Annotated in this window: 13 protein-coding genes and 1 riboswitch; of the genes, 9 read left to right on the top strand and 4 right to left on the bottom strand. The window is 36.8% G+C overall.

Annotation, left to right across the window (positions count from 1 at the left end):
* Nucleotides 1–154: 154 nt before the first annotated feature.
* Nucleotides 155–2,599, bottom strand: coding sequence for a TonB-dependent receptor (locus V7S79_RS06235; RefSeq protein WP_459489700.1), 2,445 nt, complete (start codon nucleotides 2,597–2,599; stop codon nucleotides 155–157).
* A gap of 93 nt (nucleotides 2,600–2,692) precedes the next feature.
* A riboswitch (TPP riboswitch) is annotated at nucleotides 2,693–2,788 on the bottom strand.
* 67 nt (nucleotides 2,789–2,855) lie between these two features.
* Between V7S79_RS06235 and mfd the strand changes: the two genes are divergently transcribed.
* Complete coding sequence (gene mfd / locus V7S79_RS06230) at nucleotides 2,856–6,203, top strand: transcription-repair coupling factor (protein ID WP_459489699.1); 3,348 nt, start codon at nucleotides 2,856–2,858, stop codon at nucleotides 6,201–6,203.
* Between the two features lie 63 nt (nucleotides 6,204–6,266).
* Nucleotides 6,267–7,508: a gliding motility lipoprotein GldJ gene (gene gldJ / locus V7S79_RS06225; protein WP_459489698.1), complete on the top strand. Its 1,242-nt coding sequence runs from the start codon at nucleotides 6,267–6,269 to the stop codon at nucleotides 7,506–7,508.
* 100 nt (nucleotides 7,509–7,608) lie between these two features.
* On the opposite strand, the gene V7S79_RS06220 is transcribed toward gldJ, so the two are convergent.
* Nucleotides 7,609–8,133, bottom strand: coding sequence for a ComF family protein (locus tag V7S79_RS06220; protein ID WP_459489697.1), 525 nt, complete (start codon nucleotides 8,131–8,133; stop codon nucleotides 7,609–7,611).
* Between the two features lie 302 nt (nucleotides 8,134–8,435).
* Here V7S79_RS06220 and fusA point away from each other — a divergent pair, with 302 nt between their 5' ends.
* The 3 genes from fusA to rplS all read left to right on the top strand — a co-directional run bounded on the left by fusA (nucleotide 8,436) and on the right by rplS (nucleotide 11,920).
* Nucleotides 8,436–10,529, top strand: coding sequence for an elongation factor G (gene fusA / locus V7S79_RS06215; RefSeq protein ID WP_459489696.1), 2,094 nt, complete (start codon nucleotides 8,436–8,438; stop codon nucleotides 10,527–10,529).
* 196 nt (nucleotides 10,530–10,725) lie between these two features.
* Nucleotides 10,726–11,433, top strand: coding sequence for an ABC transporter ATP-binding protein (locus V7S79_RS06210; protein WP_459489695.1), 708 nt, complete (start codon nucleotides 10,726–10,728; stop codon nucleotides 11,431–11,433).
* 133 nt (nucleotides 11,434–11,566) lie between these two features.
* Nucleotides 11,567–11,920 carry a 50S ribosomal protein L19 gene (gene rplS, locus V7S79_RS06205; RefSeq protein WP_459489694.1) on the top strand — a complete coding sequence of 118 codons (354 nt, stop codon included), beginning with the start codon at nucleotides 11,567–11,569 and terminating at the stop codon, nucleotides 11,918–11,920.
* A gap of 483 nt (nucleotides 11,921–12,403) precedes the next feature.
* Here the strand turns inward: rplS and V7S79_RS06200 are convergent, their stop codons facing one another.
* Nucleotides 12,404–12,820, bottom strand: coding sequence for a molybdenum cofactor biosynthesis protein MoaE (locus V7S79_RS06200; protein ID WP_459489693.1), 417 nt, complete (start codon nucleotides 12,818–12,820; stop codon nucleotides 12,404–12,406).
* Nucleotides 12,813–13,328: a dihydrofolate reductase gene (locus V7S79_RS06195; protein WP_459489692.1), complete on the bottom strand. Its 516-nt coding sequence runs from the start codon at nucleotides 13,326–13,328 to the stop codon at nucleotides 12,813–12,815. Before V7S79_RS06195 ends, V7S79_RS06200 begins: the two co-directional genes overlap by 8 nt.
* 177 nt (nucleotides 13,329–13,505) lie before the next feature.
* Here V7S79_RS06195 and carB point away from each other — a divergent pair, with 177 nt between their 5' ends.
* From carB to V7S79_RS06175, 4 genes are all read left to right on the top strand, one after another.
* Complete coding sequence (gene carB / locus V7S79_RS06190; protein ID WP_459489691.1) at nucleotides 13,506–16,334, top strand: carbamoyl-phosphate synthase large subunit; 2,829 nt, start codon at nucleotides 13,506–13,508, stop codon at nucleotides 16,332–16,334.
* Between the two features lie 16 nt (nucleotides 16,335–16,350).
* On the top strand, nucleotides 16,351–16,599 hold the full coding sequence (locus V7S79_RS06185) for a hypothetical protein (protein ID WP_459489690.1): 249 nt from the start codon (nucleotides 16,351–16,353) through the stop codon (nucleotides 16,597–16,599).
* 33 nt (nucleotides 16,600–16,632) lie between these two features.
* Nucleotides 16,633–16,941 (top strand): hypothetical protein, encoded by a 309-nt coding sequence (locus V7S79_RS06180; protein ID WP_459489689.1) that lies wholly within the window; start codon nucleotides 16,633–16,635, stop codon nucleotides 16,939–16,941.
* 105 nt (nucleotides 16,942–17,046) lie between these two features.
* Nucleotides 17,047–17,307 carry a hypothetical protein gene (locus V7S79_RS06175; RefSeq protein WP_459489688.1) on the top strand — a complete coding sequence of 87 codons (261 nt, stop codon included), beginning with the start codon at nucleotides 17,047–17,049 and terminating at the stop codon, nucleotides 17,305–17,307.

Raw genomic sequence — 17,307 nt, 5'->3', positions numbered from 1 at the left:
TAGTCCACACTCAGCAAAGCTGAGCGTGAGTAATGCAAATTTTGTCAATAGTCCACACTCGGCACAGCCGAGCGTGTAAACACTCGCGCTCAGCTGCGCTGAGTGCGGACTATGATTCGAACTTGTAGTTCTGTCATACTAAAACAACACGTTTCTACAAACGAATCACTAAACCCGCCAAGAAATTAAACCCTGCCTGCGGATAATAAAAATTCTCTGTAATAGTTTTTCCGTCGTAGATATAACTGTAGGTGTATCCATTTGAGCTATATAAGCTATTCGCTACATTATTTAACAACAACGTAAAATCCAATCGCTTGGTCCATTTTGTTGTGATTGGGTAAGCAAAACGGATGTCTTGCGTCAAATATGCTTTTATGCTACGACCCTCATCAGATGTATTGTCTAAGTACTGCTTTCCAACATATTTCGTTAAAAAGGATGTCGACAATCGACCAGTTGTTATAGTCAATGTACTTCCTGAAATCAATGATGGTGAATAAGAAATAGTACTTGTTCCATGCGAAATCGCCTTTTCTTCATTGGTGTCGTAATCAGTAATGTATTCCACAAAATTGTCAATCTTGTTCTGACTCACTGTTGCATTTCCTTGCCATGTTAAACGATTGGAAATCTTCCAAGTAAAATTACCTTCCAATCCTAACCGATAACTAGAAGCTACATTCTGACGAATCGGTTCTCCAACACTGTTCAATTTGCCTGTTAAAACCAATTGATCTTTGTAATTCATCCAATATCCGTTCAATTGAAATGAGACTTTTGTTCCTTTTTGAATGAAACCTGCTTCATAATCCATCAAAAATTCAGAGCTTGGTTTTTTAGTTGGATTGTCCACAAAATCTTGTCGACCTGGCTCTTTACTTCCTACAGCATACGACACATAAGCGCTGCTTTTTTCTCCCAATTTTTGCGTTAAGCCTAATTTTGGATTAAAAAATGAATAGGTATTGGTTTGTGAAATATCTTGTCGCTTGTCTGCAATTCCTGCCATGATATAGCCAACGGTACGATATTGCAAGTCAATCATCGCATCCAAATTTTCTGAAATGGCAACATTGGCCTTGGTGTAAAGATTTAAATCCGTTTTTTGACTATGACTCTCATAATATCTTTTACCCAAATACTCAGAAGGGACGTCGCCACCCACTACATCTCCATGGTGTCTACCCACATACTTGTTCCATGCGCCTCCGAAAGTAAACTTAAAGCCTTTTGAACCATCATAGTTCAATCCAAAAGTACTTCCGTAAAAATCATTGTCTAACCATTTTTGTCGAATGATATTCGTACTTTCTACTGTTTGTCCTTGCGAAACAAATGGCTTTAAATCGTATTTCGTCAAATCATCATAAACTTTGAACTCTTCATAATAGCCTCTTCCATAGGTATAGTGAAAGTTTACATCCATGTTCCATTGGGAATTTAAAGTATGATGCGACAATAATTGATAATGATCTTGTGCATAATTATCCGTTTGATTGGGATAGGTGTAATAATTGTAGGTTCTGCCACTCGTTAATAAATTTTTAGCATCCTCATCACTCAACCAATTTCGTTCAATGTAGGCATTCATGCCCGCCACATCTCCGTTTACTCTGCTTTCTGGAGTTCCATACCAAGATTGAAAAGTCTTTTCTTTTCCTGTAAAAAAGTTGATTCGAATCATGGATTTATCCCCAAAATATGCTCCTGAAACGTACAATGAACGTAAATTAGAAGAAGCTCTATCCAAATAGCCATCTGAAACTACGCGTGATACACGACCATCCAAAGTAAATTTGCCATTTAATAATCCTGATCCAAATTTTAAAGTAGATTTTAGGGTATTAAATGATCCTCCTGAAACGGAAGCTTCACCGTAGGCCTCTTTTTCAAACTCATTAGTCTGCATATTCACAGAACCACCAAATGCCCCAGCACCGTTGGTACTAGTTCCAACTCCTCGCTGAATTTGTACAGATGCAACCGAAGATGCGAAGTCGGGCATATTAACCCAATAGGTTCCTTGAGATTCCGAATCATTGACCGGAATTCCGTTGATCGTAACATTTACACGGGAGGCATCTGAACCCCTGATTCGAATGCCTGTGTAACCAACACCAGCTCCAGCATCAGAAGTAGTGACGATAGAAGGCGTGAATTGTAATAATATGGGCATGTCTTGACCCAAATTACTCTTTTTCAACTCCTCTGCTCCTACGTTCGTGTAGGCCATCGCTGAAGAAGAACTTGCTCTTGTACCTTGGACAATTACTTCATCATTTAAAAAATTACTTTTTTCTAAGAAAATGGTTTGCAAGCCATCCTTAATGGCAGATTTCCATTCAAGATACCCAAGGTAACGAACGATGATTCGAGCACCTGAAGGAACATTTGTTAAATAAAAATTACCTTTAGCATCTGATAAGGTACCTTTTTGAGTACCTTCTAAAAGAATTGTAGCGCCCCAAAGAGGTGCATTCGATTCTTTATCTACAATTCGGCCGTCTACGCGGGCAATATTTTTTTGTGCAAAAACTTGTACAAAAAACAAACAAAGCAATAGTGTGTACGAAACACGTGTCGTTAATACTTTCATTTTTGAAATGTTTAACAACAGGTAAAGGAGTCAAATCCTGTTTGAATTTAACATAACACCCTTCATATTTACGATTTTCTTGAGATTTCAGCGCTAAAATCTCTACAAAATCCCTTCGGCAGCATTACCTGCATCAGGTTCTATGGGTATAATCTCAGCCTTTATTTAAAGGCACCCCTTTTTGTGGATGCACAAAGATACAAAATTTCCTACCTTTGCAAGCCTGAACAAAAAAAACTTACCACTTAGGTAAATTATGATAGTAAAAGATTTTATTGCTCATTATAAATCAGACGGAATTATTCAAACCATTTCCGAACAAATTCATACTGCCCAAGCGGGAGAGAAATTTCATCTAAAAGGGCTATGCGGCTCATTAGATGCCGTTTTGATGGCTAGCCTAGAAAAGAAAAATCCATTTTTTATTGTTTGTCAAGATAAAGAGGAAGCGCAATATCTATTAAATGATTTACAGGCTTTAGTCGGCGATTCTTCCGTTTTACTTTTCCCAATGTCGCATAAAAAACCGTACGAATGGGAAGAGGTTGACAACGCAAACGTATTAATGCGTGCGGAAGTTTTGAATGTTTTGAGTAATTATCACGAACAGGCACTTTGGTTAGTCACTTATCCGGAAGCATTAACGGAAAAAGTTATTAATCGAAAGTCCTTAATTAAGAACACTCTTTCAATCCGTGTAGGAGATAAAATTGATATCAATTTTGTAGCTGAAACTTTGAATGAATACGATTTTGAAAGAAGTGATTTTGTCTATGAAGCAGGTCAATATTCTGTTAGAGGAGGTATTTTAGATGTGTTTTCATATGCAGCTGAATATCCGTATCGATTAGATTTTTTCGGAAATGAAGTAGAAAGCATTCGAACCTTTCACCCTGAAACACAATTGTCCATCACATCGGTTTCAGCCATGCATTTGATTCCGGATGTACAGACTAAATTAGTTCAAGAAACAAGAGAAAGCTTTTTTTCATTTCTTCCCAAACAATCAGTTATATGGTTAAAAGACCAAAATTCATTATTGGACATTGCTGATAAAATTTTCCAAAAGGCAACAGATGATTTTGAAAAAATAACTTCAAATAGCGGAAATATTCAAGTGATCAATGAACCCAAAGAACGTTGGGATGATAAAAAACAATTACAAACTGCATTAAAACAATTTACCTGTATTGAATTCGGGAAAAGGGCCTATTCAAAAAATGCTCAATCCATCGATTATCCTTCTAAAAATCCAGGTTCGTTTCAAAAAGATTTTAATCGATTGGCTCAAACTTTATTGGATAACCAAACACTGGGGTTTCAAAATATCATTTGCTCAGAATCACCAAGGCAGCTTGAACGATTAGAAGTAATTTTCAATGAAATTAATACAAGTATACAGTTTAAACCTTTATTGATTTCTTTGAGGGAAGGATTTGTAGATGAACATCAAAAAATCGCGTTTTATCCGGATCATCAATTATTTGAGCGATTTCACCGATTCAAAGAAAAAAATAAATTCTCCAAAAATAAAGCGCTTACATTAAAGGAACTTAGAAGTCTTCAAGTAGGTGATTTTGTCACGCACATCGATTATGGAATCGGACGGTTCGCTGGATTAAATTTGATTGATACAGCCAATGGAGAACAAGAAGTTATTCGATTAATTTACAGAGATGACGATGTTCTTTCTGTTTCCATTCATTCATTACATAAAATTTCTAAATATTCTGGCAAAGAAGGTGCACCGCCAAGCATGTCCAAATTGGGCTCACCCGAATGGGAGAACAAAAAATCCAGGGTCAAAAAGCAAGTAAAAGACATTGCCAAAGAATTGATTGCTTTATATGCCAAAAGAAAATCTGCTCCAGGTTTTGCGTTTTCACCAGATACCTATTTACAGGCGGAATTAGAATCATCCTTCATTTATGAGGATACCCCTGACCAAGCAAAAGCTACCATAGATGTGAAAACAGATATGGAAAAACCACATCCAATGGATCGATTGGTTTGTGGTGATGTTGGATTTGGTAAAACAGAAATAGCTATTCGGGCGGCGTTTAAAGCAGTTGCTGATTCCAAACAAGTTGCCATATTGGTACCAACAACGGTGTTAGCGATGCAACATTTTAGAACCTTTCATGATCGTTTAGCTGCATTTCCTTGTAAAGTGGAATACATCAACCGTTTCAAATCTGATAAACAAATCAAAGAAACGTTGGCTCGAGTAGCAAGTGGCGAAACAGATATTTTGATTGGTACTCATCGATTGGTCAACAAAGATGTGTCCTTTAAGAATCTTGGATTAATGATTATTGATGAGGAACAAAAATTTGGCGTGAAAGTAAAAGATCGCTTAAAAGAAATGCGTGTAGATGTGGATGTACTAACATTAACAGCTACCCCAATTCCTCGAACGCTTCATTTTTCGCTCATGGGAGCCCGCGATTTATCCATCATTGCCACTCCTCCACCCAATAGGCAACCTGTTGAAACTAAATTAGTGGTTTTAAGTGATGAACTATTGAGGGATGGGGTAAGAGAAGAATTACTGAGAGGTGGACAAGTTTTCGTGGTGCACAATCGAATTGGTGAATTGGAAAGCACAGCCAATCGAATTTTACGATTAGTTCCTGATGCAAAAATAGGTGTTGCACATGGACAAATGGACGGAGACAAGTTGGAAAAAGTCATGATGAATTTCATAGAAGGGCATTACGACGTTTTAGTGGCTACGAATATCATCGAATCTGGCCTAGACATTCCGAATGCCAATACCATTTTCATCATCAATGCCAATCATTTTGGACTTTCAGATTTACATCAAATGCGTGGTCGAGTGGGTCGCTCGAATAAAAAAGCCTATTGTTATTTGGTAACGCCTTCTCTTTCAAATTTAACCAGCGATGCTCGTAAAAGATTGAGCGCATTGGAAGAATTTTCTGATTTAGGAGATGGTATTAAAGTGGCCATGCGCGATTTAGATATACGTGGAGCTGGGAATTTACTCGGTGCAGAACAAAGTGGTTTCATCAATGACTTGGGATATGATATGTATCACAAAATTTTGGATGAGGCAGTTCAGGAATTAAAGGAAAATGAATTTAGAGCCTTATTTGAAACAGATTTAAATCAACTAGCGGAAACTTTAAAGGTAGATTGCCAAATTGAGACAGATTTACGTGTTTTAATTCCAGAAACATACATACAAAGTATTTCAGAACGATTAGCTCTTTACACCCGTTTAGATGAAATTGAAGATGAAAAAACCTTGAATGAATTTATTTCAGAAATTCAAGATCGTTTTGGAGAAATGCCACTGGAAGTCAAAGATTTAACTGAATTAGTAAAAATTCGTTGGAAGGCACAAGTTTTAGGTATTGAAAAAATCTTACTCAAAAACAATAATTTAAAACTTCATTTCGTTTCCTCTGAAGCGCATCAAAATCTCACAAACAACATTGTAGGGAAAGTTATTGGCTTTGTGAATGCCAGAAAAAGCCAGTGTCAATTAAGAGAAAAAGCGGGTAAATTAATTTTACAAATAGAAAAAATTGATAGTATTCAAGAATTAAATACTATTTTAGTGGATATTTTGGGCTAATTTTGAGCAATTATATCAAATGCCTAATTTTGTTTTTACAATAAGATCGAAAAGAATAGATAAATGATTGCTAAAATTCAATTGGCTTGCATGTTTATAGCAAGTTTATTCCTTCTAACTTCTTGCCCAAGTGGCTTAAAGAATAGTAAACCAAGTAGTGTAAACATTGGTGGAAAATCGACAGCTACAGGTATAGCATACAATCAAAAAGGTGGCTTTCAAGTAGATAAAAAATTTAGTGGACAATTAATTGGCCCTAATTTGGTATTCATTGAAGGAGGTCGTTTTACCATGGGATCCCTAGAGGAAGATGTCTTAGGATTGCATGATAATATTGAAAGAACGGTTTCTGTACAATCTTTTTACATGGATGAAACTGAAATTGCGAATGTGCACTATTTAGAATATTTATATGCTGTTCAAAAAGATTCTACCCAAGATTTTTATGAATCTGCCTTACCAGACACAACAGTTTGGAGAAATGATTTAGCATTTAATGACCCTTACGTAGAACAATATTTACGATTCCCAGGTTTCCGAATGTACCCGGTGGTAGGTGTTTCTTGGAAGCAAGCCAATGATTTTTGTACTTGGAGAACTGCTGTAGTCAACAAACAATTAGCAGGTGGAGACAAACCCGTAAAAGTTAGCAAGGCAGATGCTAAAAAGGCTGCTGCCGCTGGAACTAGGACCAATACTCCTGCGCGTTTGACTATTGAATCTGGAAGAATTTTACCATCTTATCGTTTGGCGACAGAAGCTGAATGGGAATATGCAGCCAAGGCCATGATTGGAACTCAACAAGAGGATGAAAATCAAGGTAATCAACGTATTTATCCTTGGGATGGCCCTTCTTTACGCCAACCCAATGGGAAAGGACAAGGTTCTATGTTAGCTAATTTCAAAAGAGGAAGAGGAGATTATGCGGGTATCGCAGGCAAATCTAACGATGGAGCGATTATAACTACCGAAGTTTACAAATATGCACCGAACGATTTCGGTTTATACCAAATGGCAGGTAATGTGAATGAGTGGGTTCAGGACTTATATCGCCCATTGTCATTCCAAGATTTCAATGATTTAAATCCAGTTCGTAGAAATGATGTGTTAGACAGACAAACACTTTACGACAAAAAGAATAACAATTCATTGATTGATAACAAAGTACGTGTCTACAAAGGTGGATCTTGGGCAGACGTGGCCTATTGGTTAGCACCAGGTACACGTCGTTATTTAAATGAAGATTCATCCACAGCAACCATCGGATTCAGATGTGCGATGATCGCTGCAGGTACCAATAAATAATATCGTTTGCCGGTAGAGACGCACGGCCGTGCGTCTTTACCGGCCCGCGAGTTTCTATCAGGTCATGCGTTTCCACCAGGCCATGCGTCTCTGCGATTTATCATTTCAACGCCGCCAAGGCCAAAAACGAAATTTTACCAGCACCTGCATCAAGTAATTTCTCACCAGCAGATATCAAAGTGGCGCCCGTTGTCAATGTATCATCCACAATCAATACATGCTTATTTTGAATCAAATGACTATTTTGAACTTCAAAAATAGCCTCTAAGGTAGAGAAACGATCTTGCCTGTTTTGTTGAGTCAAAGAATGAGCATAAGTAGTTTTAATCAGAATTTCATTGTTTAATTCTGCTCGAAGGAAAGGTTTCATACCTTTAGCAATACAAGCTGCTTGATTATACCCTCTTTCAATGAATCGTTTTTGATGCAAAGGAATGGGAATAATCCAATCATAATCCAAGGAATTAGGAAACTTACTTAATTCAGATCCACACCAAGCACCCAAAAACTCCCCTAATTCAAATTGCCCCTTGTATTTAATCTGATGCATCAATTTTTGCACCCTTGCCCCTTCAGAAAAAAGAAAAAAAGCGTGAACATCCTGATAATCAACTAATCCCCCCATTTTATTTGACAACCAATTGGGGGAATTTAGAAACAAACCTGGTCTAGGAAGCATCGAAATACACTTCGTACAAATCTTTTTTTCTGCTAAAAGTAAAGGCTCTGAGCACGCAAAACAGCATCTTGGGTAAATCAATTGTAAAAAGCTTGTAAACATTGATAAAAAACTTTTGTATTTAATTAAGATTCAGTAATTTTGCACCCCTAAATAAGAACCTAAACGAACAGCATTAAAAATGTTGTCCAAGTTCTTGATTATTTAGTAAGAGTTAAAAAAACAATATTTATAATCAACCTTTTAAAATGGCACGCGATTTAAAATTTACTAGAAACATCGGTATTGCTGCGCACATTGATGCGGGGAAAACCACCACAACGGAACGTATCCTATATTATGCTGGGGTTAGCCACAAAATTGGTGAAGTTCACGATGGAGCCGCAACAATGGACTGGATGGAGCAAGAGCAAGAGCGTGGTATCACGATCACTTCTGCAGCAACTACAGTTGGTTGGAAATACCGTGATAATGACTATCACGTAAACATTATTGACACTCCAGGTCACGTTGACTTTACAGTAGAGGTAAACCGTTCTTTACGTGTATTGGATGGTCTAGTATTCTTGTTCTCTGCAGTGGATGGTGTTGAACCTCAATCTGAAACAAACTGGCGTTTAGCTGACAACTACAATGTAGCTCGTATTGGTTTCGTTAACAAAATGGACCGTTCTGGTGCTGACTTCTTAAACGTGTGTAAGCAAGTGAAAGAAATGTTAGGTAGCTACGCTGTGCCACTTCAATTGCCAATCGGTGCTGAAGATACATTTGAAGGTGTAGTTGACTTAGTTAACTTCCGTGGTATCAAGTGGAACGAGCATGACAAAGGAATGACATTTACAGAAGTACCTATTCCAGACGATATGTTGGAAGAAGCGACTGAATACCGTGAAAAATTATTAGAAGCGGTAGCTGAATTTGATGAGACTTTGATGGAAAAATACTTCGAAGATCCTACTTCAATTACAGAAGATGAAATTTTAGCTGCTTTACGTGCTGCTACTATCTCAATGAAAATCGTTCCTATGGTTTGTGGTTCTTCTTTCAAAAACAAAGGAGTTCAAACAATGTTGGATTATGTAATGGCTATCTTACCTTCTCCAATGGATAAAGAAGGTGTTAGAGGAACTGATCCTAACACAGGAAATGAAGTTTTAAGAAAACCAAGTGAATCTGAGCCATTCGCTGCATTAGCATTTAAAATTGCAACTGACCCTTATGTTGGTCGTTTATGTTTTATCCGTGCTTATTCAGGAGGTTTAGATGCTGGTTCTTATGTTTTGAACAACCGTTCTGGAAATAAAGAGCGTATCTCTCGTATCTTCCAAATGCACGCTAACAAACAAAACTCTATCGAGCGCTTAGGTGCTGGTGATATTGGTGCGGTAGTTGGTTTCAAAGATATCAAAACAGGAGATACTCTTTCTGATGAGAAAAACCCAATCATCCTTGAGGCAATGGAATTCCCTGAGCCAGTAATTGGATATGCTATTGAGCCTAAGAAAACAGCTGATGCTGATAACTTCTCAAAAGCAATTACTAAGTTGATCGAAGAAGATCCAACTTTACAAGTTGAATCAAACGAAGAAACTGGTCAAACCATTATCAAAGGAATGGGTGAGCTTCACTTAGAAATCATCATCGACCGTATGCGTCGTGAGTTCAAAGTAGAAGTAAACCAAGGTGCTCCGCAGGTAGCTTACAAAGAATCATTAACTAAAACGACAGAACACCGTGAGGTTTATAAGAAACAATCAGGTGGTCGTGGTAAGTTTGCTGATATCGTATTTGAAATCGGACCAAGAGATGACGAAAAACCAGGTTTGGAGTTTGTTAATAATATCGTAGGTGGTGTGATTCCTCGTGAATTTATCCCTGCAGTTCAAAAAGGATTCGAAGAAGCAATGAAAACAGGAGCTTTGGCTGGATACCCAATGGATTCAATGAAAGTTCGTTTATTCCACGGTTCATACCACGATGTCGATTCTGATTCATTATCATTTGAATTAGCCGCTCGTATGGGTTACAAAGAAGCAGCGAAAAGTGCAGGTGCGAAATTAATGGAACCTATCATGGCCGTTGACGTAGTTACTCCTGACGAATATACTGGACCAATCACAGGTGACTTAAACCGTCGTCGTGGTATCATGAAAGGTATGGATTCTCGTCAAGGTGCTGTAATCTTGAAAGCAGATGTACCTTTATCTGAATTATTTGGTTACGTAACTGATTTACGTACAATGTCTTCAGGTCGTGCTACTGCATCATTGACTTTCTCTCACTACGAATTCGTTCCGCAAAACATCGCTGACGAAGTTGTGAAAAAAGCAAAAGGATTATAATTCTAGCACTTTTTAGATAATTAAAAGCCTCCAAGTACTTGGAGGCTTTTTTATTACCCGCCTATAACATCCACCCATCCTTTCCTACACCAACTCATCCCCCAGAAAGTACTTTGGTAGAAAAATAATCAATAAATCGATAAATGGTCTTAATTTTGATATTCAGTCGAGCTCTGAAAATAATCCAATAAACACAATGACTAAAATTATTGAAACCATCAATATCTCTAAGCGCTATGTTATGGGCGATGAGGTAATTGATGCATTGAAAGATATTAGTATTTCCGTAAATAAAGGTGAATATGTTGCTTTCATGGGGCCTTCTGGCTCAGGGAAATCCACTTTAATGAATATCGTTGGTTGCCTAGACACACCTACTTCAGGAAAATATATCTTGAATAATCAAGACGTCAGCGAAATGTCTGAAAATGAATTAGCCGCTGTTCGTAACAAAGAAATTGGATTTGTTTTTCAAACATTCAACTTATTACCTCGACAATCTTCTTTAGATAATGTCGCACTTCCATTGATTTACGCTGGATATTCTAAAAAAGATCGCATCGAAAAAGCCATGGATGCTCTAAGAGGAGTCGGCTTAGAAAACAGATCCCTTCATAAACCCAATGAACTTTCTGGTGGACAAAGACAAAGAGTTGCTGTTGCGCGCGCTTTAGTCAATGACCCATCCATTCTTTTAGCGGATGAACCAACAGGTAACTTAGATTCAAAGACTTCCTATGAAATCATGGATTTATTTGATCAACTCCATAGAAAAGGAAATACGATCGTGATGGTAACACACGAAGATGATATCGCTCAATATGCACATCGAATCATTCGTCTCCGTGATGGACTCATCGAATCCGATACCATCAATAAAAATGTAAGAAAAGTTGAAAAATAAAGAATGATTTCGTTCAGTATTTCATTTTTAAAAAACAATTCTTATCTTTGCAACCCAAATCAGTTTACTTATGTACAAAATGGACCGCTAAGTGCTGATAATCACCAAAGTTGTACAAACAAAAATTATTAAAATGAGTGATTTAATTAAATTAGTTGAAGCAGAAAATGCCGCTCGTAGAGCTGAGCATCCTGAATTCGCAGCTGGAGACACCATCAATGTTCACGTTAAGATTCGTGAAGGAAATAAAGAGCGTATCCAGGTTTTCCAAGGATTAGTTATCCAACGTAAAAACTCTGGAGCTGGTGAGTCATTCACAGTTCGTAAAATCTCTAACGGAATTGGCGTAGAGCGTATCTTCCCAATCTTATCACCAAACATCGATAAAATCGAAGTATTACGTCGTGGTAAAGTTCGTAGAGCACGTTTATTCTACATGAGAGGCAAGCAAGGTAAAGCTGCTCGTGTTAAAGAGAAGAAAAAATAGGTTTGATATTTATTTTTATAAAAAAGGCCAGCTCGCAAGAGTTGGCTTTTTTGTTTTTAAGAGAAGACCCTATTAAGATGAATTAAAAATTGAAATTTGGGGGCATTCATCCATTTTGGTTGATAATACCTATCTTTATAAGTTTCCGACCCTAAAATATAAGTTTTCTGTTATTGATTCTGATTTTGTTTTTTTAAGGGGTAATGCGTCCCCTTACCCCCTGCAATTTACGAGTTAAAAAGTTCAGTTATTTGATAAATTGATTATATCAAAAAAGACTTTTTGCTTTGTCCTCATTTACAATTAGTTAAAGCTATTTTTAACTTTTTTTTACCACAATGAGGGTTTGACCGAGCACGGTCTCGAGCCTTTTGAAGCTCCGAAGTCAAAAGAGGTAGAAAGTAGAATCAAGAAAATTTGTCCCCTCCTATTACCTATTAACTTTTACCTTTTACCTCTTACCTTTTACCTCTTTTCTCTCTCCTACGGATTCGGTACCAACCAATTGGATCCATCTTCATAGAATTCATTCTTCCAGATGGGGACTTCTTTTTTGAGATGATCAATCAGCCATTGACAAGAAGCAAATGCCTCTGGTCGATGAACAGAGGAAACGCCGATTAAAACTGCAATATCTCCAATATCCAATGCACCAGTCCGGTGAATGACTACCACATTATTCAAAGGCCATTGGGCTCTTGCCGCTTCAATTAAACGTTCAATTTGCTTAACCGCCATGGGTGAATAGGCTTCAAAATCCAAAGCTTTTACCTCTTTGTTTAAATTTTTATTTCGAATGGTTCCAATAAATAGACAAATCCCACCAGCTTCATCACTTTGCAACAAAGGATAATAATCATCAATTCGAATCGGAGTATCGGATAGAGCTATTTTATTCATGAATTCGTTGGTATGTAATAAAACTATACTGATAAGGATTTTTCTCATCAGTATCTCCTTTGATTTGATCTACTTTTTTCCATTCTCTTTCCAGAATTTCAGGAAAGTAGGCATCTCCCTCAAAAATATCGTGCAAACGTGTGAGCAAAATTTCATCTGCTTTTTCCATCGCCATTTGATAAATTTCAGCACCCCCAATGATAAAAATATCCCCTCTGCTCAAACTCCTGGCTTTCAATAAAGCTTCTTCTAAAGAATTTACCACCACTACGCCTTCCACTTTATAATCCTTTTGACGAGTAATAACAATGTTGATTCGATTTAGCAGAGGTTTTCCGATGGAATCAAAGGTTTTGCGACCCATAATAATAGCATTTCCCGTAGTCAATGCTTTGAACCTTTTCAAATCAGCAGGTAAATGCCAAATCAAAGCATTATCTTTTCCAATAACTCTATTCTCATCACAAGCAACCAAAATTTTTACCACAGAATTGATTTTAATTGTCAAAAATAAAGGTTTTTTTGCAATGCTTTTAGAAGTTTTTTCTTAATTAAAAAAACTCCAATTTTATTTTCATTATTCCTTCCCAATTCAAGCTTCTTGAACTAACTTTGTACAATTTTTGAGCCTAAGCCAAATAGCTTCAAAAAACATAAGATTATTTATCATATTTAATTCTATACTGTGCCAAAAGATTCTTCCATAAAATCCGTCCTAATTATCGGTTCTGGTCCTATTGTTATTGGTCAAGCCTGCGAGTTTGATTATTCTGGTTCTCAAGCTGCTCGTTCATTACGAGAAGAAGGAATCGAAGTAATTTTAATTAACTCGAATCCAGCGACAATCATGACAGATCCTATGAATGCGGATCATGTCTATTTGAAACCTTTGGATCGTGCCTCCATCATCCATATCCTTGAAAGGCATCAAATTGACGCTGTTTTACCAACCATGGGAGGACAAACAGCTTTGAACTTAGCCATCGATTGTGATGCAGCTGGAGTTTGGGAAAAATATGGTGTAAAAATCATTGGAGTAGACATTAAGGCCATTGAAACAACAGAAGATCGCGAGAAATTCCGTTTAAAAATGCTGGAAATCGGAGTAGGAGTTTGTAAAGGAAGAACAGCTCGCTCCTTTTTGGAAGGAAAAGAAATAGCACAAGAAACAGGATTTCCATTGGTTATCCGCCCATCTTTCACCTTAGGTGGAACAGGAGGTGGTTTTGTCAATGATCCTAAAGATTTTGATGCAGCTTTAAACAAAGGTTTACATGCTTCTCCAACACATGAAGTGTTGGTTGAACAATCCATCATGGGTTGGAAAGAATATGAATTAGAGCTTTTAAGAGATAATTTAGGTAACGTTATCATCATTTGCTCCATCGAGAACTTTGATCCAATGGGTATTCATACTGGAGATTCAATCACTGTTGCTCCAGCAATGACCCTTCCAGATACCGTTTACCAAAGAATGAGAGACATGGCGATTCTTATGATGAATGCCATAGGTAAATTTGCAGGAGGTTGTAATGTGCAATTTGCGCTTCATCCTGAAACAGATGATATCATTGCAATTGAAATCAACCCTCGTGTTTCTAGATCTTCGGCCTTAGCTTCCAAAGCAACTGGTTATCCTATTGCAAAAATTGCCGCTAAAATGGCCATTGGATACAATTTGGATGAATTAACCAATGCGATCACAGGAACCACTTCGGCGTATTTTGAGCCAGCTTTGGATTATGTGATTGTGAAAGTTCCTAGATGGAATTTTGACAAGTTCAAAGGTGCTGATCGCTCTTTGGGATTACAAATGAAATCCGTGGGTGAAACGATGGGAATCGGAAGAAATTTCCAAGAAGCTTTACAAAAGGCTTGCCAATCATTGGAAATCAAAAGAAATGGACTAGGAGCCGACGGAAAAGAATTAAGAGATCAAGATGCAATCATGCATTCTTTGGCGAATCCTTCTTGGAACCGTCTTTTCCATGTGTACGATGCCTTTAAAATGGGTATTTCGTTCAAAACCATTCAACAATTAACGAAAATCGACAAATGGTTCTTAAATCAAATTGAAGACTTAGTTCGTGTTGAAAAAGAAATTGAAAAATGTTCTTTAAGTTCTATTCCAAAAGAATTATTGGAGGAAGCAAAACACAAAGGTTTTGCAGATAGACAAATTGCACATGCTTTAAGATGTTTAGAATCTGAGGTTTATGACAAGAGAAATAACTTAGGTATACAACGTTTGTACAAATGTGTTGATACTTGTGCGGCTGAATTTGAAGCAAAAACGCCTTATTATTATTCTACCTTTGGGCAAAGTGATGGATTGGTTGACAATGAATCGGTCGTAACTCCAAAGAAAAAAGTAGTAGTACTTGGTTCAGGTCCTAACCGAATTGGCCAAGGTATTGAATTTGATTACTCTTGCGTACACGGGGTATTGGCAGCAAAAGAAGCGGGTTATGAAACCATCATGATCAATTCTAATCCAGAAACTGTTTCTACCGACTTTGACATAGCTGACAAATTATATTTTGAACCTGTATTTTGGGAGCATGTATATGACATCATTCAACATGAAAAGCCTGAAGGTGTCATCGTACAATTAGGTGGTCAAACAGCCTTGAAATTAGCTGAAAAACTTTCCAAATATGGTATAAAAATCATTGGTACTTCTTTTGAAGCCCTAGATTTAGCGGAAGATAGAGGTGCCTTCTCCAGTTTATTAAAAGACTTGAACATTCCTTACCCTAAGTTTGGTGTTTGTGAAGATGCAGACAATGCCGTATTATTAGGTCGTGAATTAGGTTATCCATTATTAGTTCGTCCGAGTTATGTTTTGGGAGGACAATCGATGAAAATCGTTATCAACGAACAAGAATTGGAACAACATGTGGTGGATATTTTAAGAGATATTCCTGGAAACAAAATCCTTTTAGATCACTTCTTAGAAAATGCCATTGAAGCAGAGGCGGATGCCATCTGCGATGGAGAAGATGTTTATATCATTGGTGTCATGGAACACATTGAACCCGCAGGTATTCACTCCGGTGATTCGCATTCGGTGTTACCTCCTTTCGATTTATCGGAAAATGTGATTAAACAAATAGAGGATCATACTAGAAAAATTGCTGTTGCTTTACGTACCAAAGGACTATTAAATATTCAATTTGCAGTCAAAGACGAAGTGGTCTACATCATTGAAGCGAATCCAAGAGCTTCACGTACCGTTCCGTTTATTTGCAAAGCCTACCAAGAACCCTATGTTAATTATGCAACAAAGGTGATGCTTGGAGACAAGAAAGTAAAAGATTTTAATTTCAAACCAGTTAAAAAAGGATACGCGATTAAAATTCCTGTGTTTTCTTTCAACAAATTCCCAAATGTAAATATGGAATTAGGGCCAGAAATGAAATCAACCGGAGAAGCGATTTATTTCATTGATGATCTTAAAGATGAATTCTTCAGAAAAGTATATGGGGAACGAAATTTGTATTTGAGTCGTTAATAGCAAAAACATTGTTATGCTTAAAATATTAGGTTTAATTTTCTTGTTCATTTATGTAATAAGACCTTTACTTAAATTCTTATTTAAAGGCTATATCGTAACTCAGGTGCATAAATACCAATCGGAAAATATGTTCCGAGAAAAAGAACGAGCAAAAAAAGAAGGAAGTATCGATATAGATTACGTTCCACCCAAAAAGAAAACAACAAGTACAAAAAACCCAACAGACGATGGTGATTATGTACCATTTGAAGAAATAAAATAAAAACAATTCACCAGTTGAATCGTTTAATTAGAAATGAAAAAACTCATTGCATTTTATATTTTGACATTCAGTTTCCTTCTTATTCAAGACGGGATGATGCTGAATGTCAAAAAAAATGTGTTGAAATGGGAAGAATCTTCCTCTCTTTCTATCATCGATTTAGAAGATGAAGGCGACTTTGATGATTCCGCTGATGAGGAGATCAAAGATATTTTTTATGCCGCTAATACTGTAAATTTTTCGTTTTTAAGACAATTGCTTATTCTAAATAATTCAGATTTTCTGTTTTTTGTCAAGGATGTTCAGTTAGAACTCCTATCACCCCCTCCCCAATTATCTTAATCATTGCATTTAGATAATTTAAGAAACAAAATCAATCATTTCTCGCAAAAAGTATAGCTAAGTGACTTAGGTCGTTTAACTAATCTTTGTTTAACATTGATAAAGATGAAAATCAGATTATGGCTGATTTGCCTATTTGCATTGGGGATTAATAACCTATATGGGCAAACAGCCAATTATAAAGCGCAATTGAATAAAAAGTTAAAGGATCTAATCCATTTAAAAAAAGAAATTAAAAATGGTCAAATGGAAGAAATTGATCAGAATCAAAGTCCAAAATACAGAAAAAGGAAAGCCCTTTTAAGCTGGAAAGATAGTTCTACAACGAAACATCAATCATACAAACAACAAAATAGACCTAAGTAA

The sequence above is a fragment of the Aquirufa sp. ROCK-SH2 genome, assembly GCF_054558315.1.
This window is presented reverse-complemented; position numbering and strand designations above follow the sequence as displayed.